The 23,747-nt window shown below is 68.4% G+C and carries 23 protein-coding genes and 3 riboswitches; of the genes, 14 read left to right on the top strand and 9 right to left on the bottom strand.

The features are described from left to right. Nucleotides 1–96: 96 nt before the first annotated feature. On the bottom strand, nucleotides 97–2,511 hold the full coding sequence (locus KZX46_RS05975; protein WP_226896126.1) for a penicillin-binding protein 1A: 2,415 nt from the start codon (nucleotides 2,509–2,511) through the stop codon (nucleotides 97–99). A gap of 53 nt (nucleotides 2,512–2,564) precedes the next feature. Then, nucleotides 2,565–3,080, bottom strand: coding sequence for a bifunctional adenosylcobinamide kinase/adenosylcobinamide-phosphate guanylyltransferase (gene cobU / locus KZX46_RS05970; protein ID WP_216709568.1), 516 nt, complete (start codon nucleotides 3,078–3,080; stop codon nucleotides 2,565–2,567). A gap of 30 nt (nucleotides 3,081–3,110) precedes the next feature. Continuing rightward, a riboswitch (cobalamin riboswitch) is annotated at nucleotides 3,111–3,312 on the top strand. 151 nt (nucleotides 3,313–3,463) lie between these two features. On the opposite strand from cobU, the gene KZX46_RS05965 reads away from it, so the two are divergent. The 10 genes from KZX46_RS05965 to KZX46_RS05920 all read left to right on the top strand — a co-directional run bounded on the left by KZX46_RS05965 (nucleotide 3,464) and on the right by KZX46_RS05920 (nucleotide 12,954). Next, nucleotides 3,464–5,371 (top strand): TonB-dependent siderophore receptor, encoded by a 1,908-nt coding sequence (locus KZX46_RS05965; RefSeq protein ID WP_219775879.1) that lies wholly within the window; start codon nucleotides 3,464–3,466, stop codon nucleotides 5,369–5,371. Between the two features lie 90 nt (nucleotides 5,372–5,461). Beyond that, entirely contained in the window at nucleotides 5,462–6,073 is a 612-nt protein-coding gene (cobO, locus tag KZX46_RS05960; RefSeq protein ID WP_216709566.1) for a cob(I)yrinic acid a,c-diamide adenosyltransferase, read from the top strand. Nucleotides 6,074–6,078: 5 nt separating this feature from the next. Continuing rightward, nucleotides 6,079–6,867, top strand: a complete 789-nt coding sequence (locus KZX46_RS05955; protein WP_226896253.1) for an ABC transporter substrate-binding protein — start codon at nucleotides 6,079–6,081, stop codon at nucleotides 6,865–6,867. Further along, nucleotides 6,864–7,832 (top strand): iron ABC transporter permease, encoded by a 969-nt coding sequence (locus tag KZX46_RS05950; RefSeq protein ID WP_219775878.1) that lies wholly within the window; start codon nucleotides 6,864–6,866, stop codon nucleotides 7,830–7,832. Before KZX46_RS05955 ends, KZX46_RS05950 begins: the two co-directional genes overlap by 4 nt. Further along, nucleotides 7,829–8,605 carry an ABC transporter ATP-binding protein gene (locus tag KZX46_RS05945; RefSeq protein ID WP_219775877.1) on the top strand — a complete coding sequence of 259 codons (777 nt, stop codon included), beginning with the start codon at nucleotides 7,829–7,831 and terminating at the stop codon, nucleotides 8,603–8,605. Before KZX46_RS05950 ends, KZX46_RS05945 begins: the two co-directional genes overlap by 4 nt. Nucleotides 8,606–8,621: 16 nt before the next feature. Continuing rightward, nucleotides 8,622–9,254 carry a 5,6-dimethylbenzimidazole synthase gene (gene bluB, locus KZX46_RS05940; RefSeq protein WP_219775876.1) on the top strand — a complete coding sequence of 211 codons (633 nt, stop codon included), beginning with the start codon at nucleotides 8,622–8,624 and terminating at the stop codon, nucleotides 9,252–9,254. Then, the gene (gene cobT, locus KZX46_RS05935; protein ID WP_219775875.1) at nucleotides 9,251–10,264 is read left to right on the top strand and encodes a nicotinate-nucleotide--dimethylbenzimidazole phosphoribosyltransferase; all 1,014 of its coding nucleotides are present in this window, start codon (nucleotides 9,251–9,253) and stop codon (nucleotides 10,262–10,264) included. Before bluB ends, cobT begins: the two co-directional genes overlap by 4 nt. After that, nucleotides 10,254–11,045 carry an adenosylcobinamide-GDP ribazoletransferase gene (locus KZX46_RS05930; protein ID WP_226896125.1) on the top strand — a complete coding sequence of 264 codons (792 nt, stop codon included), beginning with the start codon at nucleotides 10,254–10,256 and terminating at the stop codon, nucleotides 11,043–11,045. Before cobT ends, KZX46_RS05930 begins: the two co-directional genes overlap by 11 nt. 14 nt (nucleotides 11,046–11,059) lie before the next feature. Further along, nucleotides 11,060–11,611, top strand: coding sequence for a histidine phosphatase family protein (locus KZX46_RS05925; protein WP_255615292.1), 552 nt, complete (start codon nucleotides 11,060–11,062; stop codon nucleotides 11,609–11,611). Nucleotides 11,612–11,709: 98 nt separating this feature from the next. Next, nucleotides 11,710–12,954: an EAL domain-containing protein gene (locus KZX46_RS05920; protein ID WP_219775872.1), complete on the top strand. Its 1,245-nt coding sequence runs from the start codon at nucleotides 11,710–11,712 to the stop codon at nucleotides 12,952–12,954. 85 nt (nucleotides 12,955–13,039) lie between these two features. Here the strand turns inward: KZX46_RS05920 and KZX46_RS05915 are convergent, their stop codons facing one another. From KZX46_RS05915 to KZX46_RS05885, 7 genes are all read right to left on the bottom strand, one after another. After that, complete coding sequence (locus tag KZX46_RS05915; RefSeq protein ID WP_219775871.1) at nucleotides 13,040–13,804, bottom strand: Crp/Fnr family transcriptional regulator; 765 nt, start codon at nucleotides 13,802–13,804, stop codon at nucleotides 13,040–13,042. A gap of 296 nt (nucleotides 13,805–14,100) precedes the next feature. Continuing rightward, the gene (gene gcvPB, locus KZX46_RS05910; protein ID WP_219775870.1) at nucleotides 14,101–15,663 is read right to left on the bottom strand and encodes an aminomethyl-transferring glycine dehydrogenase subunit GcvPB; all 1,563 of its coding nucleotides are present in this window, start codon (nucleotides 15,661–15,663) and stop codon (nucleotides 14,101–14,103) included. Then, complete coding sequence (gene gcvPA, locus KZX46_RS05905) at nucleotides 15,660–17,018, bottom strand: aminomethyl-transferring glycine dehydrogenase subunit GcvPA (RefSeq protein ID WP_219775869.1); 1,359 nt, start codon at nucleotides 17,016–17,018, stop codon at nucleotides 15,660–15,662. Before gcvPA ends, gcvPB begins: the two co-directional genes overlap by 4 nt. 9 nt (nucleotides 17,019–17,027) lie before the next feature. Beyond that, nucleotides 17,028–17,798, bottom strand: a complete 771-nt coding sequence (locus KZX46_RS05900; protein ID WP_226896124.1) for a trans-aconitate 2-methyltransferase — start codon at nucleotides 17,796–17,798, stop codon at nucleotides 17,028–17,030. Next, entirely contained in the window at nucleotides 17,795–18,166 is a 372-nt protein-coding gene (gene gcvH, locus KZX46_RS05895; RefSeq protein ID WP_219775868.1) for a glycine cleavage system protein GcvH, read from the bottom strand. The genes KZX46_RS05900 and gcvH overlap by 4 nt, the downstream gene beginning before the upstream one ends. Beyond that, complete coding sequence (gcvT, locus tag KZX46_RS05890; RefSeq protein WP_219775867.1) at nucleotides 18,163–19,275, bottom strand: glycine cleavage system aminomethyltransferase GcvT; 1,113 nt, start codon at nucleotides 19,273–19,275, stop codon at nucleotides 18,163–18,165. The genes gcvH and gcvT overlap by 4 nt, the downstream gene beginning before the upstream one ends. 43 nt (nucleotides 19,276–19,318) lie before the next feature. Next, a riboswitch (glycine riboswitch) is annotated at nucleotides 19,319–19,425 on the bottom strand. 1 nt (nucleotide 19,426) lies between these two features. After that, nucleotides 19,427–19,515, bottom strand: a riboswitch (glycine riboswitch). Between the two features lie 56 nt (nucleotides 19,516–19,571). After that, complete coding sequence (locus tag KZX46_RS05885) at nucleotides 19,572–20,219, bottom strand: hypothetical protein (protein WP_216709553.1); 648 nt, start codon at nucleotides 20,217–20,219, stop codon at nucleotides 19,572–19,574. Nucleotides 20,220–20,285: 66 nt separating this feature from the next. On the opposite strand from KZX46_RS05885, the gene ispH reads away from it, so the two are divergent. From ispH to KZX46_RS05865, 4 genes are read left to right on the top strand one after another with little or no spacing between them, the layout of a single operon-like run. Continuing rightward, a complete protein-coding gene (ispH, locus tag KZX46_RS05880; RefSeq protein WP_216709552.1) occupies nucleotides 20,286–21,248 on the top strand; it encodes a 4-hydroxy-3-methylbut-2-enyl diphosphate reductase in 963 nt (320 codons plus the stop codon). Between the two features lie 27 nt (nucleotides 21,249–21,275). Then, nucleotides 21,276–22,241 (top strand): homoserine kinase, encoded by a 966-nt coding sequence (thrB, locus tag KZX46_RS05875; protein WP_219775866.1) that lies wholly within the window; start codon nucleotides 21,276–21,278, stop codon nucleotides 22,239–22,241. Between the two features lie 2 nt (nucleotides 22,242–22,243). Next, entirely contained in the window at nucleotides 22,244–22,729 is a 486-nt protein-coding gene (gene rnhA / locus KZX46_RS05870) for a ribonuclease HI (RefSeq protein WP_226896123.1), read from the top strand. A gap of 50 nt (nucleotides 22,730–22,779) precedes the next feature. Continuing rightward, nucleotides 22,780–23,613 (top strand): hypothetical protein, encoded by an 834-nt coding sequence (locus KZX46_RS05865; RefSeq protein WP_219775864.1) that lies wholly within the window; start codon nucleotides 22,780–22,782, stop codon nucleotides 23,611–23,613. The last annotated feature ends 134 nt before the right edge of the window (nucleotides 23,614–23,747 follow it).

Genomic DNA, 23,747 nt, shown 5'->3' with positions numbered 1-23,747 from the left:
GTGATCGAGGCGGGCGCGCATGCGGTAGCCGCGGATGGCGTCGCAAGATCCAGCAATAATAGCAGACCGGTCAGCATCACCCGTTCTCCCGCGCCGTTAGTATATTCCGCCCGCCTTGCGCAAGAAATCGGAGTCCGAGCGGACCACGATGCGGCCTTTTTCGGCGACAGGATCGCGCGCCAGGCTCCCGGTGCGGCGGGGTTCGCTCTCCGGTTTGAACGCTTCCCAGATGATCGACGCCTTGATGTCGGTATCGTCGGGGGTGCCGCCGTAGACTCGCTTGCCCGAGCGGCGCTCGACCTTGACCATGCGGATGCCGGGGGCGACCTGGAACGGGATCTTTGGCATGTCCTTCAACGCGACGTCGGCGAATTCGTGGAACACCGGCACCGCGATCGTCGATCCCTGCGCGCCGCCGCCGAGCGGGCGCGGCTTGTCGTAGCCGAGGTACAGCCCGCCGACGAGGTCGGGGGTGCCGCCGACGAACCAGACGTTGGTCGGGCCGTTGGTCGTGCCGGTCTTGCCCGCCATCGGGCGTTCGAAGTCGCGCAGACGTACCGCCGTGCCGCGGGTGACGACGCCTTCCATCAGATGGACGATCTGGTAGGCGGTGCGCGCGTCGATCGCCTGTTTCGGGACGCCGCCGGGGCGCGGCATCGGCTCGCCGGCATAGTCTGGCGTGTTGCAGCCGTCGCACTGGCGCTCGTCGGCGCGCCAGATCACCTTGCCATCGCGGTCCTGGACGAAGTCGATCAGTGTCGGCGACATCTTGCGCCCGGCGTTGAATAGCTGTGAGTAGGCGTTGACCATGCGCCCGACCGTCGTGTCGCCCGCGCCGAGCGCGATCGCGAGCACCGCCGGATAGTCGCCGACGCCCAACGCCTTGGCCTGCGCGACGACCTTGTCCATGCCGGTGTTGTACGCGACACGCACCGTCATTAGGTTGCGCGACTGCTCAAGCCCCCAGCGCAACGTCTGCGCCCCGGCATAGCCGCCGCCGAAGTTCTTGAAGCACTTGGTCCCGAGCGACTTGGTCTGAAACACGCAATACGGCGCGTCGACGACGATCGACGACGGGGTGAAGCCGTTGTCCATCGCGGTCGCATAGACGATCGGCTTGAAGGTCGACCCCGGCTGGCGCAGCGCCTGCGTCGCACGGTTGAAGCTCGAGGCGCGCGCGTCGAAGCCGCCGACCATCGCCAGCACCCGCCCGGTGTGCGGGTCCTCGGCGACGAACCCGCCCGAGATCGCCGGGATTTGACGCAGTGCGTAACTGCGCCCCGACTTCGCCACGGGGACGACATCGCCGGTCTTGAGCAGCCGCGCGGCGGGGATGTTGTTGAGCGTGCTCGTCGCGCTCGACGCGAGCAGCGTGCCGGTCGAGCCGTCGGTAAAGCCGATGCGGAAGTCCTCGCCCTCGCGGCCGAGCACGACTGCCGGGTACCAATCGGCGTAGCCGACGCCGAGATGCACCGACTGCAAGCGCTCGGGCCAGCCGTCGCCCGTGTCGATGTGCGCCGGGGCGCCGTGCCAGCCCTTGCCGCGGTCGTAGCGGACGAGGCCGTCGCGCAACGCCTTCTCCGCCGCCGCCTGCAGCTTCGGGTCGAGCGAGGTGCGGATCCAGAGGCCGCCGCCGTAGACGCTGTTGCGCCCGTCGCCGGGCTTCTCGCCGAACTTGGCGATCAGCGTCCGCCGCACGTCCTCAAGGAAATAATCGCCGGTATCGAGCTTCGGTGGGGCGCGGTTCGCCACCGCGTCGATCGGCTCGGCGGTCGCTGCGGCTGCCTCGGCCTTGGTGATATAGCCATTCGCCGCCATCTGGTTGAGCACATACGCCCGCCGCGCGAGCGCGCGTTCGACATGGACGGTCGGCGAATAGGTCGACGGCGCCTTGGGCAGGATCGCAAGATACGCGTCCTGCGCGAGGTCGAGATCGGCGACCGACTTGCCGAAATACGACTGCGCTGCCGCCTCGACGCCGTAGCTGTTCCGCCCGAGGAATATCTGGTTGAGGTAGAGTTCGAGGATCTGCTGCTTGGTGAACGCCGCCTCGATCCGCCGTGCGAGCACCGCCTCCTTCAGCTTGCGGACGTAGCTGACCTCGCCGTTGAGCAGCAGGTTCTTCGCCACCTGCTGGGTGATCGTCGAGGCGCCCTTGGGCCGGCCCGACGAGCCGAGGTTGGTCCATGCGGCGCGGGCGATGCCGAGGAAGTCGATTCCGCCGTGGTGGAAGAAGTCCTTGTCCTCGGCCGAGATATACGCCTGGACCAGCCGCGGCGGCAGTTCGTCGTAGCTCAGGTACAGGCGACGCTCGCGGCTGAAGCTCGTTAGGATCGTGCCGTCGTTGCCGCGCACGGTCGACGGCAGCGGCGCGGCGTATTCGGCGAGTTTCGACGCATCGGGCAGCCCGGTCGTCACCCACGCATACAGTCCGACCGCGGCAGCCGCGCCGAGCAGGACGAGCACGCCGAGAATGATTGCGGCGGTGCGGAGACGGCGGGCGGTGGTCACGGGGCGGGGTATAGCATGGCCGCGCGCGGGTGAAAGCGTGGTCTGTCGCGCCGCTATTTCAGTCGCATCGCGATCCCGGCGACGACCAGCCGGACATCGTCGACAGCGGCGGCGACTTGCTGGTTCAGTCGCCCGGCGACGTCGCGGAACTGCCGTGCAAGCGCGTTGTCGGGGACGATTCCCCAGCCGACTTCGTTGGTGACGAGGACGATGATCCCTGCGGAGGACGCGATTGCCGCGACAAGCTCAGCGCCTGCCGCGTCGGCGTCGACCCCGGCAAGCATGGTGTTGCTTGCCCACAAGGTCAGGCAATCGACCAGAAGCGTGCGACCGGCACTCGCCTCGCGGACGATTGCCTCGGGGAGGTCGAGCGGGCTTTCGACCGTGCGCCAGCGGGCATCGCGGTCGCTGCGATGGCGGGCGATGCGGTCGCGCATCTCGTCGTCGAACGCCTGCGCGGTGGCGATGAAGACGAGCTCGCCGCCGGAGGATTCGGCCGCGCGTTGTGCCAGCCGGCTCTTGCCCGAACGCGCGCCGCCGATGAACAAGGTCGATCGTGTCTCGGTCAAACTTGCTTGCCCCCGCCGCCGCGCGCCGATAAGGCGTCGATCGTGACAGGTTCCCAGAGATGGGATGAAAAGGGAACCCGGAAGCAGACAGTCGGTCTGTAATCCGGGGCTGTGCCCGCAACTGTAACCGGCGAGCCTTCGCCCAAGTGCCACTGGAGTTTACGCTCCGGGAAGGCGGGATGAAGGTGCTGACCCGGGAGCCAGGAGACCTGCCTGTCGCGGTCGTACCTTCGCGTGGACGGGGTGTTCCAAGCGATCGAGGTGAAATCCTCGCGTGTCGACGTCGTCGGGGTCGTGCGCGCGGGAAAGCTCCCGTGTCTTCGCGAATGCTGATGCGTGCCACCGGTGCATGCGGCCCCTTGTTGTCGATCAAGGGGATACCAATGCGCTCATTTCATATTCTACTCGCCTCCACCGGCCTCGTCCTGACCGCCGCCGCCCGCGCCGACGATGCGCCCGATACGATCGTCGTCACCGCCGACCGCACGCCCGAGCCGCTGTCGCGGGTCGGCCAGTCGATCACCGTCATCGACGCCGCCGAGATCGCCCGCCGCCAGGACAACACGGTCGTCGATCTGCTCCGCACCGTTCCGGGGGTCAGCTTTGCCCGCAACGGCGGCATCGGCACCGCGACGTCGGTGTTCATCCGCGGCGCTGAAAGCGACCAGACCGTCGCGCTGATCGACGGCATCAAGCTCAACGACCCGTCGGCTCCCGGCGGCGGCTTTAACTTCGGCAACCTTCTCGTCGGCAACATCGCCCGCGTCGAAATCCTGCGTGGCCCGAGTTCGGTGCTGTGGGGCAGCCAGGCGATCGGCGGCGTCGTCAATTTGATCACCGTCCCGCCGACCGACGATCTCCACATCAACGCGCGCGGCGAATACGGCTACCGCAACACCGGGCAGGGCGTCGCCAACGTCTCGGACAAGTTCGGTCCGCTGTCGGCGAGCTTCGGCGGCGGCTATTTCCGCACCGACGGCATTTCGGCGTTCGACGAGCGCAAGGGCGGCAAGGAGAAGGATGGCTATCGCAACTACGGCGCGAACGCCAACTTGAACCTTGCACTGAACGACAACGTGTCGGTCGACCTTCGCGGCTGGTATTCGGATAGCCGCGTTGGGTTCGATGGCTTTCCGCCGCCGAATTTCAGCCTGGGCGACACCACCGACTATGGCACGACGCGCGAGATCGTCGGCTATACCGGGATCAACGCCGCGCTGTTCGACGGGCGGCTCCACAACCGGCTCGGCTTCGCGATCACCGACACCCGCCGTCACAATTATGACGGGACGGCCGCCAACGCCGAGACCTTCGCCGGTAATGGGCGCAACGAGCGCTTCGAATACCAGGGCGTCGCCAACATCGTCACCGGCGTCGATGCGACCTTCGGGGCCGAGCGCGAACGTTCGCACTTCACGACGTCGAGCTTCGGCGGACCGGTGACGATCGGGACGCAGACGTTGACCAGCGGCTACGGCCAGGTCGTCGTGACGCCCATCACCGGCCTTACCGCAACCGGCGGCGCGCGCTACGATAGCCACAGCCGCTTCGGCGGGACGACGACGCTCGCAGGCAGCGGCGTCTACACCCCGAACGACGGCGGCACGACCTTCCGCGCGAGCTATAGCGAGGGGTTCAAGGTGCCGTCGCTCTACCAGTTGCAGAGTGAATACGGGAACCAGCTGCTCCGCCCCGAACGCTCGCGCGGCTGGGACGCCGGGGTCACCCAGCGCGGCCTTGAAGGACGGATCGAGGCGAGCGCGACCTACTTCAGCCGCACCAGCAAGGACCTGATCAACTTCATCTCGTGCAACACGCCGCTGACCGGGATCTGCGTCAACCGCCCGTTCGGGACGTACGACAATGTCGCGCGGGCGGTGAGCAAGGGCGTCGAGCTGACATTGTTGGTCCGACCGATCGATGCGCTGACGCTCCAGGCGAACTACACCTCGCTCGACGCCGAGAACCGCTCGCCCGGCGACGTCAACTTCGGCAAGCAGTTGCTCCGGCGGCCGAGCCAGACCGTCAATGCGCTGCTTGACTATCATTGGAGCTTCGGGCTCGACACCGGCGCGACGGTCACCCACGTCGGACGCAGCTTCGACAATGCGTCGAATACCCGGCGGCTGCAGGGTTATGTCGTCGCCGACCTCCGCGCGGCGTATCCGCTGACGAAGCAGATCGCGGTCACCGCGCGCGTCGAGAACCTGTTCGACGAGAAGTATGAGACGACCTACGGTTATGGGACGACCGGGCGCGCGGCGTACGGCGGTATCCGGCTGAGCTACTAAAGCGATGACCGGACTCGCCGATCATGCCCTGAGTGCAGGTCGGCGGGTCCGGTGGCGTGACGTTGCAATTACCTTGCAGGAGAAGCCGTCGTGACCGAGACGCCCGAGGATCATGCCCGCCACAATGCGCGGATGGCGCGGGTCCAGGCGGCCCGCGCGCGGATGCAGGAGCGGCGGACGCTCGAACGCGGCCTGCTCATCGTCCACACCGGCAACGGCAAGGGCAAGTCGTCGTCGGCATTCGGCATGGCGATCCGCAGCCTCGGCTGGGGGATGAAGGTCGGCATCGTCCAATACGTGAAGGGCGGCTGGGAGACCGGCGAAAAGACCTTTTTCCACGCCTATCCCGACCTGCTGACCTTCGAAGTGATGGGCGAGGGCTTCACCTGGGACACGCAGGACCGCGCCCGCGACATCGCCGCCGCGCGCGCGGCGTGGGAGCGGTCGAAGGAATTGATCCTCGACCCGTCGTACGAGTTCGTCATCCTCGACGAGCTCAATATCGTCCTGCGCCACGACACGCTGCCGATCGCCGAGATCGTCGATTTCTTGCGCGACCGCCCGCTGACCAAGCATATCTGCATCACCGGGCGAAATGCGAAGCCCGAGCTGATCGAGCTCGCCGACCTCGTCACCGAGTTCGAGGAGGTCAAACACCCGTTCAAGGCAGGCTTCAAGGCGCAAAAGGGCGTCGAATATTGATCGGCGTGCTCGCCCTCGCGCTCGCCGCAGCAGCGCCCGGACCCCGGATCGTCTCGCTCAACCCGTGCGTCGACGCGGTGCTGATGCAGGTCGCCGATCCGGCGCAGATCGCCGGGATCAGCCATTATTCGCAGGACCCCGAGGCGACCTCGATTTCGCTCGACCTCGCCCGCCGCTTCAAGGCGACGTCGGGGACCGCCGAGGAGGTCGTCGCGCTCGCGCCCGACCTCGTCATCACCGGGTCGCACGTCGCCCCGTCGACGATCAATGCGCTGCGGCGGATGCACGTGCGGATGCTCAAACTGCCGGTGCCCGAGACGATTGCTGAGAGCGACGCACAGATCCGCACCATCGCCGCCGCGATCGGCCATGACGCGGCGGGCGCGGCGCTGGTCGCGCGGATCGACGCCGCCGTCGCGGCTGCCGTGCCGCCCCCTGGGCCGCCGGTCGACGCGCTGATCTGGCAGGGCGGCGGGCTGGTTCCGGGGTCCGGAACGCTCGCCGACGAACTGCTCCGGCGGACCGGGTTCCGCAACCTCAGCGCGAGCTACGGCCTGAAGAAATGGGACGTGCTTCCGGTCGAATATCTCGTCGACCGGCCCCCCGCGGTGCTGCTGTCGGTGACCAAGTCGCGCGGCCAGCCCGACCGGATGCTGTCGCACCCGGCGGTCGCGGCGCTGGCGAGCCATATCGCGGTGCGCCCGTACCCGTTCCGCCTGCTGCAATGCGCCGGGCCGACGATCATCACCGCGGTCGCGCAGCTGGCGGCGATCCGCGCCTCGGTGGCGCGATGAGCGTCGCGCGTTTCTCGCTGCTGCTCGTGCTGGCGATCATCGCAGCGGCGGCGCTGTCGCTGATCGCAGGCAAGGTGTGGGTGCCGTTCGACGCGTGGCGCGCGACCGATCCGCGCTGGCTGATCATCGCCGAGTTGCGGCTGCCGCGCACCGTCCTCGCAATCATCATCGGTGCCGCGCTCGGCCTGTCGGGCGCGGCGATGCAGGGCTACCTCCGCAACCCGCTTGCCGATCCCGGGCTGTTCGGCGTGTCGGCGGGGGCGGCGCTCGGTGCGGTGCTGTCGCTGTATTTCGGCTTTGCGGTGTCGGCGCTCGTCCTGCCGGCGTTCGCACTCGCCGGCGCGGCAGGAACGATGCTGATCCTTGCGCTCCTCGCCGGTCGCTCGGGCAGCCTGATCGTCTTCGCGCTCGCGGGCGTGATCGTGTCGAGCGTCGCCGGGTCGCTGACCGCACTGGCGATCAGTGTCGCGCCGACCCCGTTCGCGGTGACCGAGATCGTCACGTGGTTGATGGGGGCGCTGACCGACCGCAGCTGGGACGACGTCAGGATCGCGCTGCCGCTCGTCGGACTCGGTGCGGTGATGATCGCCGCGACCGCGCGGTCGCTCGATGCGCTGACATTGGGCGAGTCGGCGGCGCGGTCGATGGGGGTCGACCTCGCGCGGCTGCAATGGCTGATCGTCGGCGGCGTCGGACTGTGCATCGGCGCCTCGGTCGCCGCCGCCGGGATCATCGGCTTCGTTGGGCTGATGGTGCCGCACATGGTCCGCCGCGTCGTCGGCGGGCGGCCTTCGGCGACGTTGCTGCCATCGGCGCTCGGCGGCGCGTTGCTCCTGCTCCTCGCCGACGTCGCGTGCCGTGCGATCCCGACGGTCAGCGAGCTTCGCCTCGGGATCGCGATGGCGCTGCTCGGCGGGCCGTTTTTTCTCTGGCTGCTCGCCTCGATGCGGCGGTCGCTGGCATGACCGGGCTTGCCACCACCGGGCTGACCGTCTGCTTCGGCGGTCGCGCCATTCTCGATCGGGTAGATGTCGCCTGCAGCCCCGGCCGCGTCACTGCGCTCCTCGGGCCGAATGGCGCGGGGAAGAGCACGTTGCTTGCCTGCCTTGCCGGGCTGCGCGAACCCGACGAGGGCATCGCGACGCTCGACGGCACCGGCGTCCTTGCCCTCGAGCGCCGCGAGCGCGGGCGGAGGCTCGGGCTGTTGCCGCAGACCCCCGACGTCCACTGGGACGTCAACGTGGCAACGCTCGTTGAACTCGGCCGTTTCCCGCATCGCGCGGGATGGGGCCGAAGCCCCGCCGACATCGCCGCGGTCGAGCACGCCATCGCCGCGACCGACATCGCCGGGCTCCGCGACAGGGTGGTCAACACGCTGTCGGGGGGCGAGCGCAGCCGCGTCCTGCTCGCGCGCGTCCTCGCCGGGGAGCCCGCGTGGCTGCTCGCCGACGAACCGCTCGCCAGCCTCGACCCGGCGCACCAGCTCGACGTCCTCGCCGTCCTCAAGGCAGCAGCGTCTGCGGGCGCGGGGGTTGTCGTCGTCCTCCACGATCTCAACCACGCGCTCCACGTCGCCGACGAAGTCGTCCTCCTCCGCGACGGGTGCGTCGTCGCCGCCGGAGCGGTCGACGCGGTGCTAACCGAGGCGCGGATCGCCGAGACCTACGGCGTCGCCACCGAGATCGGCACCGCGCGCGACGGCAGCCGCTTCGTCGTCACGCTCGGCCGCATCGGGTGATGCGCGAGCGGCAGCGATGATGTTCGACCTTGCGTTCCGCGCCGATCTCGACCGTTTGCTCGCGTGGCGGCGCGACGTCCGGCACTTTACGACCGAGCCGCTACCGCCCGGCCTGATCGACACTTTGCTCGACCGGGCGGTGTGCGCGCCATCGGTCGGCAATGCCCAGCCGTGGCGCTTCGTCCGCGTGGTGACACCCGCGCTGCGGTCGGCGGTGATCGCGGCGGCCGACGCGGCGAACGCACAAGCCGCTGAGATATATGACGATGAGACCGAGCGCGCTGCCTACCGGGCGCTCAAGCTCCACGGCTTGCGCGAGGCGCCCGAACATATCGCGGTGTTCTGCGACGAGGCGACGGCGGACGGGCACGGCCTCGGGCGGCAGACGATGCCCGAGACGCTGCGCTATTCGGTGGTGCTCGCGATCCATACCTTATGGCTGGCGGCGCGGGCGCACGGAATCGGGCTTGGCTGGGTGTCGATCGTCGATCCGGCGGCGGTGACGCGGCTGCTCGAGGTGCCCCCGGCGTGGCATCTGGTGGGCTATCTGTGCCTCGGCACCCCGGTGGAGGATGCGATGACGCCCGAACTCGACCGCAAGGGCTGGCAGGCGCGGCTGGGTCCCGCCGCAACGCGGTTCGTCCGATGACGCGCGCACCGCAGGCGCACCTCGATGCACTCGCCAAGCCCCAGCGCAGCCTGGGAACGCTCGAAACGCTGGCGGTGCGGCTGATGACGATCCAGCGTCGGCTCGACCCGGTGACGCGACCGCGCGCCTTGGTCGTCTTTGCCGGCGACCACGGCGTCGTCGCGCAGGGTGTTTCGGCGTGGCCGTCGGCGGTGACGGGGATGATGGTCGCGACGATTGCGGCGGGCAAGGCAACGTCGAGCGCACTCGCGGCGGCGCATGGCTGCGATCTCCGCCTCGTCGACGCAGGCACGCTCGGACCGCCGCTCGCCGCACCGCCGCAATTCTACCGCGACGCTGCGGTTGCGCGCGGTACCGCCGACCTGTCGCAGGGCCCGGCGATGTCGGGCGCGCAATTCGCCGCCGCGTGGGCGATCGGTACCGGCGAAGCGGGCGAGGCCCTCGACCGCGGCGCGGTCGTCCTGATCGCGGGCGAGATGGGGATCGGCAATACGACGCCAGCGGCGTGCCTGACGATGCTGCTCGCGGGAGCGCCGCTCGCCGACGCGGTCGGGCGCGGCGCCGGAGCCGATGACGCGGTCCTGATCCGCAAGCGCGACGTCGTGCGCGACGCGGTCGAGCGGGCGCGGCTGCGACTCGCTGCCGACCCGGTCGCGGCGATCGCGGCGGTCGCGGGGTTCGAGATTGTTGCGATGGCGGGGTTTTTTGCGGAAGGCGCGCGGCGCGGGGCGACGTTGCTGCTCGACGGCTATGTCGCAACTGCGGCGGCGCTGATCGCCGAGCGGCTTTCCCCCGGGACCGCCGCGATGATGATCGCCGGGCATCGTTCGGCCGAGCCAGGGCACGGCGCGGCGCTCGCGCACCTCGGGCTCGCGCCGCTGCTCGATTGGGGGATGCGGCTCGGCGAGGGCAGCGGCGCGCTGGTGGCATTGCCGTTGCTCGACAGCGCGGCGGCGCTGGCGTGCGATGTCGCCCTGCTCGCCGACATCGGGGCGGCGCGTGCCGACTGACTGCCCGCGGGCGGTCCGATGCCCGGGCTGGGCCCCGCCGCTGCTCGCGGTCCAATTCCTGACGCGGGTGCCGGTGCCGGGGCTCGCGGCGTTGAGCGCCGAGCAGGTCTCGGTCGGGCTCGGCCGCGCGGTCGCGTGGTTTCCGCTCGTCGGGGCGTTGATCGGCGTGGTGACGGCGGCGGTGTTCGCCGGAGCCGGGGCGATCTGGCCGCGCGCGATCGCGGTGGTCATCGCGCTGATCGTCGAGGCGCGGCTGACGGGTGCGTTCCACGAGGACGCCGTCGCCGACTTCTGCGACGGCTTCGGCGGCGGGCGCGATGCCGGTCACGTCCGCGACATCATGAAGGACAGCCGGATCGGCACGTACGGCGCGCTCGGGCTCCTCCTCGCGGTCGGGCTGCGCGCGGCGGCGATCGTCGGCCTCGATCCGGTAATCGCGACCGCCGCGATCGTCGCATCGGCGACATTCGGGCGGCTGCTTGTCGTCGTCGTGATGGCGGTGATCCCTCCGGCGGCGGCGGGGACCGGTCTCGCCAAGGATATCGGCGCGGCGATCGGCGGGGGCGATGTCGCCGTCGCGGTCCTGCTCGCGCTGCCCGGGCTGGCGTGGTTCGCGGTGGAACGCCCGCTGGCGTTGGTTGCCGCGACCGCCGCCGCCGCGCTGTTCCTGATTTGGTTCAGGGCGCTCCTCCTGCGGCGGATCGGCGGCAGCACCGGGGACTGCCTCGGCTTCGCGGCGTACGCCGGTCAGCTCATGCTCCTCCTCGCGTCCGCCGCATGAGAGTGCGCCGCGTCGTGCTGGTTCGCCATACCGAGGTCGCGCGGGCGTGGCGCGGGCGCTGTTACGGGCGCAGCGACGTCGGGCTCAGCCGGGCCGGTACCCGCGCCGCGCGCGACCTCGTCGACCAATGGACGGGCCCGGTCGACGCAATCGTCCATTCGGGATCGCGGCGGGCAGCGATCCTCGCGGGCTGGCTCGGCGCGCGCCTCGGCATCGCCCCGGTCATCGATTTCGACTGGCGCGAGCGCGACTTCGGCGCGTGGGAAGGGCTGAGTTGGACCGCGATCTGGCGCGCAACCGGGCCGGCGATGGATGGGATGCTGACCGCGCCCGACACTTTTCGCCCCGGCGGCGGCGAGACGACGCGCAACCTCGTCGACCGGGCAGCGCGGGCTTGGGCACGACTCCCCGACGGCGACCGTGTCGTCGTCGTCGCGCACGGCGGCCCGATCGCCGCGGTTCGCCTGATGCAGGGGCGCGCCGCAATCGGCGAGATTGCCGCCTTTATCCCCGCGCCCGGGTCGATCACCGACCTGTGCCGCGACGCCGGAGCGGTCGTCGACTGACGCGGAAAATCGGCATCGATCGAGTCTTGCCCATCAAAAGTTCATTCCTCCATCCGGTACGATATTGTACACAAATTGGGGGCGCGGAGTCGAAACGAATGCCTGCTGAACTTGCCACGACGATCGCCGGCCTCATCAAGGCAGAACCACGCGGGGACGTCGTCGCGCGCGCGCTCGATTCGATCCGCACGCATCTCGGCATGGACGTTGCTTTTGTATCCGAAATCGTCGGCGACCGGGTCGTGTTTCGGACTGTCGACGCTCCGGGCCTCGGTGAATTTATCAAACCCGGCGATTCACACGCGCTCGACGACGTCTTTTGCGGCCACATCCTCGCCGGGCGCTTGCCCGAACTGATGCCCGACACCGCCGCCGAGCCGCTTGCCGCGGCAATGCCGGGGGCGTTGGCGATCCCGATCGGCAGGCATATGAGCGTCCCGCTGCGCCGCGCCGACGGCAGTACCTACGGCATGTTCTGTTGTCTCGGGCAGGTGGCCGACCCGACGCTGTCCGGGCGCGACCTCGCCATGATGCGCGTGTTCGCCGACCTCGCCGAGTTCGAGATCAACCGCGAGCATGCCGCACGGGCGATCGTCGACGACCGCCGCAACCGAATCACCAGCGTGATGTCCGACGACGCGATGACGATCGTCTACCAGCCGATCTGGAACCTCGTGACCATGGCACCCGTCGGTTGCGAATGCCTGAGCCGCTTCGCGTCGTGGCCGAGCTACGGCCCCGATCACTGGTTTGCCGAGGCAGCCGCCGCCGGGCTCGGCACCGCACTCGAAATCGCCGCGATCCACCGCGGCCTCGCCGGCCTCGCCGCGTTTCCGGACATGGCGTATCTTTCGGTTAACGCGTCGCCTGCCACCGTGCTCAGCGGCGAGCTCGACAGCGCGTTCGCGGGGGTCCCGGTCGACCGCATCGTCCTCGAGATCACCGAACACGACCTGATCGTCGACTATTCGGCGATGACGCAGGCGCTCCGCCCGCTGCGCCGCGCCGGTCTGCGGCTCGCGGTCGACGACGCCGGTGCCGGCTATGCCAGCCTCCACCACATCCTCGACCTGCGCCCCGACCTGATCAAGCTCGACATGCACCTGACGCGCGGGATCGACGAGGATCGGGCGCGACAGGCGCTGACCGGGGCGATCGCCGGATTTGCCCGCGACATCGGCAGCCTGTTGATCGCCGAGGGGGTCGAGACGTCCGCCGAACTCGCGACCTTGCGCGCGCTCGGGATCGAGCTGGCGCAGGGCTATCATCTCGGCCGTCCGATGCCGCTCGACCACGCTGCTGCGCTGTTCGAAAATGGGCGGCCGGCGCTCGCTGCAGCCTGACCGCCCACACCCCCCGACTCTTCAGGCTCCCTCACCCGGATGCGTGGCACCGCGCCCGATCGCCCGGCTCGCCCCTGCCGTGACGTCAGTCGCCGGTGAGCGAAACCACGGTTCGGGCGTCGAAATGCCCAGTCCGCTCGAGCGGCTCGCCGATCAGTCGCTCATATTCGCTTTCGGCGAGGCCATAGCCGTCGCCCGCGAGCAGCTTGAGCCCGGCACGGTCGCGGATGGCGATCACCGACCGGCTCGTCGCGATCATTCCGGCGGCGGTCAGCGTCTGCAGCGCGATGGTGACGCCGCCGCGGCGGACGCCGAGCATCATCGACAGGAATTCGTGGGTCAGTCCGATGTTATCGGCCGGAGCGCGGTCGTGCGCCATCAGCAGCCAGCGCGCGAGGCGCTGCGGGATCGTCAGCCCCGCCGCCGCGATCGAACTCGACAGCTGGATCATCATCGCCTGGCAATAGCGCAGTAAATGCCGCCGCAACGTCGGGCTCGCGTCGAACGCCTCGGTCAACGACTCGACCGGCAGGCTCAGCGCCGACACCCCGCCGACCTGGACGTACGCCTCGTACGGCGCATTGTCGGTTCCGAGCACCGTCGCGGTTTCCGACATGCCTTCGCGACCGAACACGCCGACCTCGCACTGCTTGCCGGCGGGCGTCACCGCGACAATCGAAACGAGGCCGTCTTCGGGGAAATAGACCCGGGTAATCGCCCGGTGCGCCTCGTGGAGGCGCAATCCGACCGGCAGCGGAATGCGAACGATATCGTTTTCGATCAGCGCATAGTCATCGGGGAGCATATTCCGCAGGAGCAGATTGCTCGCCGACGATTGAGTTATCTTCATCGGGTGGCACCTCTGCGCATCACTGTGCGCGTTCGTATTCCCATAAGATAGGGTAATCGCCGCATGGGGCGATTTGCGCGGGCATACTGTCGCCCGATTGACCCGCGTCAGCGCACTTACGACGCGACGAGGGGCGAGTTCGGATTTGTTCGGTACCGTACTGCGGTTTTTACACTGTGCCTGTCATATGCCGATTGATGCCGAAACGAACTTTTCCACATTCTGTCGTCGGTCGAGCAACTTAACCGCCATGCGACGCCTTCGAATGTTGGTTTCGTGCGCCGACAACGACCGCTTTACTCCGCCGCGATCGACGCCGCGGGCTCGCGCCATGTCAGCACCGGCTTGCGCGCGGCGGCGGTTTCGTCGAGGCGCCGACGCGGAGCGAGGTGCGGCGATTCCTTGAAGGTCGCGGCGGGTTCGCTGAGCATCCGCGTCGCGATCGACCGCATCGCGCCGATCAATTGATCGAGACTCGCCTTGCTCTCGGTCTCGGTCGGCTCGACGAGCATCGCGCCGTGGACGACGAGCGGGAAGTACATCGTCATCGGGTGGAAGCCCTCGTCGATCATCGCCTTGGCGAGGTCGAGCGTCGTCAGCCCCGTCCCGTCGAGAAAGTCGTCGCTGAACAGCGCCTCGTGCATGCACGGCCCGGCATCGGCGAACGGCGCGGTGTAGACGTCCTGAAGGCTGCGCAGGATGTAGTTCGCGTTGAGGACCGCGTCCTCGGCGACCTGGCGCAGCCCGTCGGCGCCGTGGCTGAGGATGTAGCTCAAGGCGCGGACGAACATACCCATCTGGCCATGAAACGCGACCATCCGTCCGAAGCTGTGATCGTGGTCGGCGGACGCGAGCGCCTGCGCTTCCTCGACGAGCTCGTATTTGTCGCGGACCTTGCGGACGAACGGCAGCGGCGCGAACGGGGCGAGCGCCGCCGAGAACACCACCGGCCCCGACCCCGGGCCGCCGCCGCCGTGGGGGGTCGAAAACGTCTTGTGGAGGTTGATGTGCATCGCATCGATGCCGAGGTCACCGGGGCGGACGCGCCCGACGATCGCGTTGAAGTTTGCCCCGTCGCAATAGACGTACGCCCCCGCCGCGTGGACCGCGTCGCAGATCGCGATCATGTCGGGTTCGAACAGCCCGCAGGTGTTGGGGTTGGTGATCATCAATGCGGCGATGTCGGGACCGAGGCGGGCGGTCAGCGCGGCGAGGTCGACGCGGCCGGCGGCGTTTGCCGGGATGTTTTCGACCGCATAGCCGCAGAAGGCCGCCGTCGCCGGGTTGGTGCCGTGGGCGCTCTCGGGGACCAGCACGGTTCGGCGTGGGGTGCGGGCCTGTGCGGCACTATGTGCGCCCGTAGCGGCAGCGAGATCGGCGGCATCGTGGGCGGCGCGGATGGCGAGCATCCCGCACAATTCGCCGTGTGCCCCGGCCTTCGGCGACATCGCCACCTCGGGCATATTTGTCAGCTTTTTCAACCACGTCGCCAGCTCGTCGATCAGCTGCAGCGCGCCCTGGACGGTGTCGACCGGCTGGAGCGGATGAATATCGGCGAACCCGGGAAGCCGCGCCATCTTCTCGTTCAACCGCGGGTTATGCTTCATCGTGCACGAACCAAGTGGGAATATTCCCATATCGATCGCGTAGTTCTGGCGGCTCAGCCGCGTGAAATGGCGGACTGTGTCGGGCTCGCTGAGGCCGGGCAGGCCGATCTCGCGGTGGCGTTCGAGCCCGCCGAGGCGCGTCGCGACGACGGGGACATCGGGCAGGTCGACCCCGCAGCGATCGACCGCGCCTTTCTCGAAAAGCAAGGGTTCCTCGAGGGTTAGCGCGCGATTACCGGTGAAAGTGGTCATGCCAGCACCTCGTCGAGAGCGTCTTCGAAAGCATCCATGTCGGCGTCGGTCGCGGTTTCGGTGACCGCGACGACGAGCCCGCGTTCGAGGTCGTGGACCCCCGGGAACAGCCGTCCGAGCGACACCCCGGCAAGGATGCCCTTGTCGGCGAGCTTGCGCACCACGGGCCGCGCCTCGACTGGGAGCCGGAGCGTGAACTCATTGAAAAAGTTGGTCGTTACGACTTCGACGCCGGGAATGCGCCCAAGCCGGTCGGCCAGCTGGACCGCCCGGGCATGGTTGAGCGCCGCAAGCTTGCGCAAACCGCTTTCACCAAGCAGGCTCATATGTACAGTGAACGCCAGTGCGCAGAGCCCCGAGTTGGTGCAGATGTTCGACGTCGCCTTCTCCCGCCGGATGTGCTGCTCGCGGGTCGACAGCGTCAGGACGAACCCGCGCCGTCCATCAGCATCGACCGTCTCGCCGCACAACCGCCCCGGCATCGCCCGGACATGCTTCTCGCGGCACGCGAACAATCCGAGGTAAGGCCCGCCGTAATTGAGCCCGTTGCCGATCGACTGGCCCTCGGCGACGACGATATCGGCGCCCATCTCGCCGGGCGAGCGGATCAGCCCGAGCGAAACGACCTCGGTAACAACGACGATCAGCAGCGCCCCGGCGGCATGGCACGCGGCGGCCAATGGCGACAGATCGGCGACGTGCCCAAAGATGTTCGGGTTCTGGACGACGACACAGCTCGTCTCGCCGTCGACCGCAGCGGCGAGCGCGGTGAAGTCGTCGTCGGGGGTGAAGTCGGGGGTGCGGGTGACCAGCTCATCGTCGGTGAAGCGGGTCAAGGTCTTCAGAACGCCGGTGTAATGCGGATGGACCCCGCTAGACACGCGCGCGACTTTCCGGCGCGTGATCCGCCGCGCCATAAACACCGCCTCGGTCATCGCGGTCGAGCCGTCGTACATCGAGGCGTTGGCGACCTCCATGCCCGTTAGCCGCGCGACCTGCGTCTGGAATTCGAACAGGACCTGGAGCGTCCCCTGCGCGATCTCGGGCTGGTACGGCGTGTAGCTCGTCAGGAACTCGCCACGCTGGATGATATGGTCGACGCTGGCGGGAACGTGGTGCTTGTACGCGCCGCAGCCGAGGAAGAACGGCCCGCCGCTCGCGGTCATGTTCTTCGCCGCCATCGCGCCGAGGTGCCGTTCGACCTGCATCTCGGGCATGTGGTGAGTCAGCCCGGCGATCGGGGCGTCGAGCCGCGCCGCGGCGGGGACATCGGCGAACAGCGCGTCGATGTCGGGCGCGCCGATGACGCGGAGCATGTCGCGCCGGTCGGCTTCGGTGTGGGGGAGGTAGCGCATCAGTTCACCTCAAGCTGGCTTGGACGCGTGGAATCGCAAGCGGATGTAGTCGCCGACCCAATTGCCGGCGTGGTCGCACAGCATCGGGCGGAGGAAATCCTCGACCTCCTCGGCAAACCCATCCTGATGCGCCCGGTCGATGCCGAAATTATCGAGGAAGCCCGACCGGAAGGTCTTGAGCCAGCCGGTGATGCCGGTGGCGAGCGGGGTCGGGCGCGGGATGATCTCGGCGTGGACCGCGGTGAAACCGGCGGCTTCGAGGACAGCGGTATATTCCGCTGCGGTTTGGTAGACCTGCGCCTCCGTCGGCGGCACGGCGTGGCCGTGGACAAACATCATCGCGCGGATGCCGGCTCGGATCGCAGCGATGTTACCGAAGCCGCCGCATTCGCCGACAAAGCGGCCGCCCGGCTTCAACGCCTTAAAGACGCCCGCCGCGACTGCCGCCTGGTCGGGCATCCAGTGAAGCGCGGCGTTGGTGAAGACGGCGTCGAACTCCGCCACGAAATCCAGCGCCTGCCCGTCGACCTGTTCGACATCCAGCCCGCGCGCCCGTGCTGCGTCGAGCATGTCCGGGTCGGCATCGACCCCGAGGACCGAGGCACCGGCGGCAACCAGTTTCTCGGTCAGCACGCCGTCGCCGCAGCCAAGATCGAGGATGCGCTCACCCGGTTGCGGGTTGAGCAGCGCAACAACCGGCGCGCCCAGTGCCGGGACGAAATGCGCGTTGGTCGCGTAGTCGGCGGCGCTCCACGGCTGCGCGGTGTCGGTTGCGATCACAGGCTGGCGACGAATGTCTTGTACGCTGCTTCGTCCATCAGCGCATTGAGCTCGGATGGGTCGGACAGCGTCAGCTTGAAGAACCAGCCTTCGGTCTCGGGGGCGGTGTTGACCAGCGCCGGATCCTCGGTCAGCGCGGCGTTCGCCTCGGTCACCGTTCCCGACACCGGGGTGAAGACGTCCGACGCCGCCTTGACCGATTCGACGACTGCGGCGGCGGTGCCCTTGGTCACGGTCGTGCCCGCCGCCGGGATCTCGACGAAAACGACGTCGCCGAGCTGGCCCTGCGCGTAATCGGTGACTCCGACGGTGCCGCTGTCGCCCTCAACCGAAACCCATTCGTGATCGGTGGTGAAGTACAGGGTCATTGCGCGGCTCCAGCTTTAGCAAGGGGTTGGCGGACGTAGGATTTGGGGAAGAACGGCATCGACACGACGGTCGCGGCGAGCAGGCGCCCGCGGACATCGACGTGGAGCGCGGTGCCGTCGGCGGCGAGCGCGGCGGGGACGTACGCCATCGCGATCGGCGCGCCCAGTGCCGGACCAAAGCCGCCGCTGGTGACCTGTCCGACCGTGACGCCATCGACGACGACGCCCGCGCCCTCGCGAACCGGCTGACGGCCTTCGATCCGGAGGCCGACGCGCTTCCGGGCGGCACCGTTGAACAATTGGTCGAGGACAATCGCCGCGCCGGGGAAGCCGCCCTCGGTCTTGCGGCGCTTCGAGATGGCGAAGGCGAGGTTCGCCTCGACCGGCGTGATGTCGGGGGTCAGGTCGTGGCCGTACAGCGGCAGCCCCGCCTCGAGCCGGAGCGAGTCGCGCGCGCCAAGCCCGACGGGCTTGACCTCGGGCTCGGCCAGGAGCGCTCGGGCAAGCGCCTCGACCGCGGTGGCTGGCACCGAAATCTCGAAGCCGTCCTCGCCCGTGTAGCCCGACCGGCTAATCCACAGCGGCACATCGCCCCAAGTGAAGCTGCCGGCGCGCATGAAGCTAAGCTCGGAAACGCCCGGCACCAGCCGCTCGAGCGCATCGACGGCTTTCGGTCCCTGCAGCGCGAGTAGCGCCAAGTCCTCGCGGTGGCTGACCGTCAGGCCGCTCATCGCCAGATGCGTGATGTCGGCGGTCTTGGTCGCGCCGTTGACGACGAGGTAAAGGTCACCGCTGCGCCGCGTCACCATCAGGTCGTCGAGGATGCCGCCGCGCGGGTTGAGCAGCATCGAATAGCGCAGGCAGCCCTCGCGCAGCCCGGTAATGTCACCGGGGAGGACGGTTTCGAGCGCGACGTCGGCATCGAGCGGGAGCGTCAGTTGGCCCATGTGGCTGACGTCGAACAGCCCGGCCGCGGTCCGCGTCCAGTTATGTTCAGCGATGATCCCGTCGTACTGGATCGGCATCGCATAGCCCGCGAACGCCACCATCCGCCCGCCGAGTTCGCGGTGGAGGGCATCGAGGGGCAAAAGGGCGACGGCTTCGTCCATGCAGCGGCTCGCGACAGAGTCCAGCCGGCGAAAACCGCCAGCCGTGCCCCCGTCTGTCACTTGCACCTGAGAGCTTTGACCGGGTCGGACCCGGCTTACCCCTTCGGTGGAACGCGCCCAAAGACACGTCCGCTTTCCAGATCGTCGCTAACGCACCCGCGCGGTCCGGGGGCCTGAGAGATTCCGGGGGCGGTTGCTCCTTCGGCGGTGGCCTGCGCCACACTCTCCCGCGCGTGTGCCGGGCCGAAACCCGACGACGCGCTAGATGTGCCGCAACGTGCTGCGGCGCACAACTGTTATTTGGCGGCGTTATACGCCAGCGCGTCGTCGCTCAGCTGGAAGCCGACGAGCACTTCGAAGGTCGTCGCGCGCACCGCCGCCTTGACCTCGGGATCGGCGAGCGGATCGGTCGCGGCATCGAGATCGCCGGGTTTACGGACGCGATTGATCTTCTTTTGCATCGCATCGTTCATCGTCGCAGCGGCGCGCGAGACGTCGGCGTGTGCTGCCGCCGACGTCTGGGCGCGAATCTGCCCATCGGCGAAGTTGATCGTGACCGCGCCGACCTGCTTCGAAACGATAAGGTTGCCGCCCTGGACGAAGCTGACGAAGAACGGCAGCGACACCGATCGCGCGCCAACCGGCGAACTGCGCCGGGCGAGGACGTCGAAGGTGACCGCGGTACCGAGCCGGTCGGCGGCCTCGTCGCAGACACCGCGAACGTTGGTGATCGCCGCGACGACGTCGATATCACTCGCCGCGGTACCGCCGTTGGCGAACATCGTGATGTCACCGGTGTAGTTGGGGACCGCGACCGCCGGGCAGATCGAACGCTTCACGAGGAGCTGGTTCTTCTGGCACCCTGCGAGCAGGACAAATGCGACAACGCCGGCAACACGCAGTTTGGACAAATGGAAACCCTTCGCGACGATTGGCCGTATCATAGAATTCGTCCCCTGCGTGTACAAGTTATGGTGCCGGGTCGGGCGATGGCGTAAAGGGCTTTCCCAATGAATATCGCGCCTTCGTTCCGGCGGCTGCCGCCTTTACGCGTCATTATCGCCGCTCCGCGCGGCTTTTGCGCCGGGGTCGACCGCGCCGTCACCATCGTCGAACGGGCGATCGCCCGCTTCGGCGCGCCAGTCTATGTCCGCCACGAGATCGTCCACAACGCCCATGTCGTCGACGCGTTGAAGCGGCAGGGCGCAATCTTCGTCGAGGAGCTGAGCGAGGTTCCCGACGGCGTGCCCGTCGTATTCTCGGCGCACGGCGTGCCCAAGGCGGTCCCCGCCGAGGCGGCGGCGCGCGGGCTCAACTATCTCGACGCGACGTGCCCGCTTGTCTCGAAGGTCCATCGCCAGGCTGAGCGACTCGTCGAGGCGGGACGGCATATCCTGTTTATCGGCCACTGTGGCCATCCCGAGGTGATCGGCACCTTCGGCCAGGTTCCCACGGGGACGATGACGCTGATCGAGACCCTCGACGCCGCCGCGACCGTCACCGTCGCCGATCCCGACAGCGTTGGCTTTCTCACCCAGACGACGTTGTCGGTCGACGATACCGCGGCGATCGTTGCCGAGCTCCAGCGGCGTTTTCCGGCGATCGTCGGGCCGAAGGGCGAGGATATCTGCTACGCAACGTCGAACCGGCAGGCGGCGGTCAAGGTGATCGCGCCGGATTGCGACCTCGTCCTCGTCATCGGCGCGGTCAACTCGTCGAACTCGCAGCGGCTGCGCGAAGTCGCCGAACGGTCGGGGGCGCGGGCATTCCTGATCCCGAGCGCCGCCGAACTCGACTGGACATGGTTCCAAGATGTTGCGACGGTTGGCGTAACGGCGGGGGCGTCGGCCCCCGAAGTGTTGGTTCAGGAGTTGATGACGTTGCTTGCAACCCGTTTTGAAACCTCGATCGAAGAGGTCACCAGCGCGGTCGAGGACGTCGTGTTCAAGCTGCCGCGAGCGCTGAATGCCTGACGCCGCCCCGGCGTCGGGGCACGGGTAATGGCAGTTTTCACTCCGGTTTCCGCCGAGGCGTTGGCCGGTTTCCTCGACCGCTACGACGTCGGCACCGCGACGAGCTTCAAGGGCATCGCCGAAGGCGTCCAGAATTCGAACTTCCTCCTCGATACCGACCGGGGCACCCGTTATTTCCTGACGCTGTACGAGGACCGGATCGACGCCGCCGACCTGCCGTACTTCCTCGCGCTGACGACTCACCTCGCCGACAAGGGGCTGCCGGTGCCGCGGCCGATCCCCGACCGCGGCGAGCGCATCCTGCAGATGCTGTGTGGCCGCCCGGCGTGCCTGATCGAATATGTCCCCGGCGTGTCGGTGACGATGCCGTCGCCGGTCGATGCCTTTGCCACCGCCGCGGCGATGGGGGCGATGCACCGGGCGCTGACCGACTTCACGCTGGTCCGCGACAACGAACACGGCCTGTCGGGCTGGCGGCGACTCACCGCCGCGATCGGCGACCGCTTCGGCGCGGTGTCGCCGGGCCTGTCGACGATCGTCGAGGAGGAGCTGGGCGCACTCGCGGCGCGCTGGCCCGGCTCGCTCGACCGCTCGACGGTCCACGCCGACCTGTTCGCCGACAACGTCCTGCTGCTCGGCGGCAAGGTCAGCGGGTTGATCGACTTCTATTTCGCCTGCACCGACATTCGGGCCTATGACCTCGCCGTCATGCACGCGGCGTGGTGCTTCTCCGCCGATGGCCGCCGCTATCATCCGGCGATCGCGGCGGCGTTGTTCGCCGGCTACCGCAGCGAGCACCCGCTGACCCCGGCCGAGGTCGCCGCCTTCGCCACCTTATGCCGCGGCGCGGCGCTGCGCTTCACGCTGAGCCGCGCCTACGACTGGATTACGACGCCCGCCGACGCGCTGGTGACCAAGAAGGACCCGATGGCGTTCGCCCGGCGGCTGATATGGTATCGCAGCGCGACCCACACCGAGCTGTTCGGGGCCTGAGCGTGGCGATTGGTGCAGGAACCAGCGACGAGCCCAGCGTCGTCATCGCCACCGATGGCGCGTGCAAGGGCAATCCTGGACGCGGCGGCTGGGGCGCGATCCTGCGGATGGGAACCGTCGAGCGCGAGCTGATGGGGGCGGAGACGCTGACCACCAACAACCGGATGGAGCTGACCGCAGCGATTCGCGCGCTCGAGGCGCTGACCAAGCCGTGCCGCGTGATCCTCACCACCGACTCGGCCTATGTCCGCGACGGCATCATGAAATGGGTCCACGGCTGGCAAAAGCGCGGCTGGCGGACCGCCGACGGCAGTGCGGTCAAGAACGTCGACCTGTGGCAGGCGCTGCTCGCCGCCGCCAAGCCGCACCAGGTCGACTGGCGCTGGGTAAAGGGCCACTCGGGCGACCCCGACAACGAGCGCGCCGACGCACTGGCGAACACGGCGATTGCGGCGGCGGCACGGTCGAAGGCGGCGCTTACCCCCTAGCGCGATCTCCCGGGAGCGCCATATGAGCGCAGCCAGCCGGGAGACGAACGATGCCGAAACGACCCAGCGTTTTGCTCCAGACGACGATCGCGCCGCCGACCGACGACTGGGGAATCGCGCGTTTCAGCAAACTCGCTGCCCTTCTCCGCAGCGAGGGCTTCGACGTCGTCACCCGCGATCGCGATCCGCTCCCCGCCCCCGACTCGGTCCTGTCGACCCTCGATACCAGCGACTTCGATGCCGCGTGGCTGTTCGCGGTCGACACCGGCGACGGGCTGACCACGGACGACTGCGCCGCGATCAGCCGCTTCCGCCGCAACGGGCGCGGGCTGTTCGTCACCCGCGACCACATGGATCTCGGCTCGTCGGTGTGCGACCTCGGCGGGGTCGGCAAGGCGCATTATTTCCACTCGAAGAACCTCGACCCCGACGCCGCGCGGCATGCCGCCGACGACACGGTGACGTCCGATATCCTGTGGCCGAACTATCATTCCGGGGCGAACGGCGACTGGCAGCAGATCGCGGTCGAGGGGCCGCGCCACCCGGTCCTCGACGGCGTCGACCGCCTGCCCGCGCATCCGCACGAAGGCGGGGTCGGGGCCCCCGCCGACGACCCGTCCGCCCGCGTCATTGCGACGGGCACCAGCCTGTCGACCGGTCGGCGCTTCAATCTCGCGGTCGCGTTCGAGCCTGACGACAGCGGCGGCCCGGCGATCGCGGCGAGTACCTTCCACCATTTCGCCGACTATAATTGGGACCCGGCGACAGGCAGCCCGAGCTTCGTCACCGAAGCCCCGGGCGACGGGCTGGCCACCGACCCGGCGGCGCTCGCGTCGGCGCATCGCTACGCGGTCAACATCGCGAATTGGCTCGTGAGCCGGTGAATGAATCGAGGGGCTTGACCCCAGGGGCTTTGTTTATGCGGGTTGAAAGGTCACACGAAGTTCACGGTATTGAACATTGATTTTTACCGGCAGGGCCACGCGTCAAACGGCATGTGCACGCCGAGGCATGTGCG

Source organism: Polymorphobacter sp. PAMC 29334 (assembly GCF_019431245.1).
Lineage (GTDB): Bacteria > Pseudomonadota > Alphaproteobacteria > Sphingomonadales > Sphingomonadaceae > Polymorphobacter_B > Polymorphobacter_B megasporae.
The sequence above is the reverse complement of the archived record's forward strand: the minus strand, read 5'-3'. Positions and strand labels throughout refer to the sequence as shown.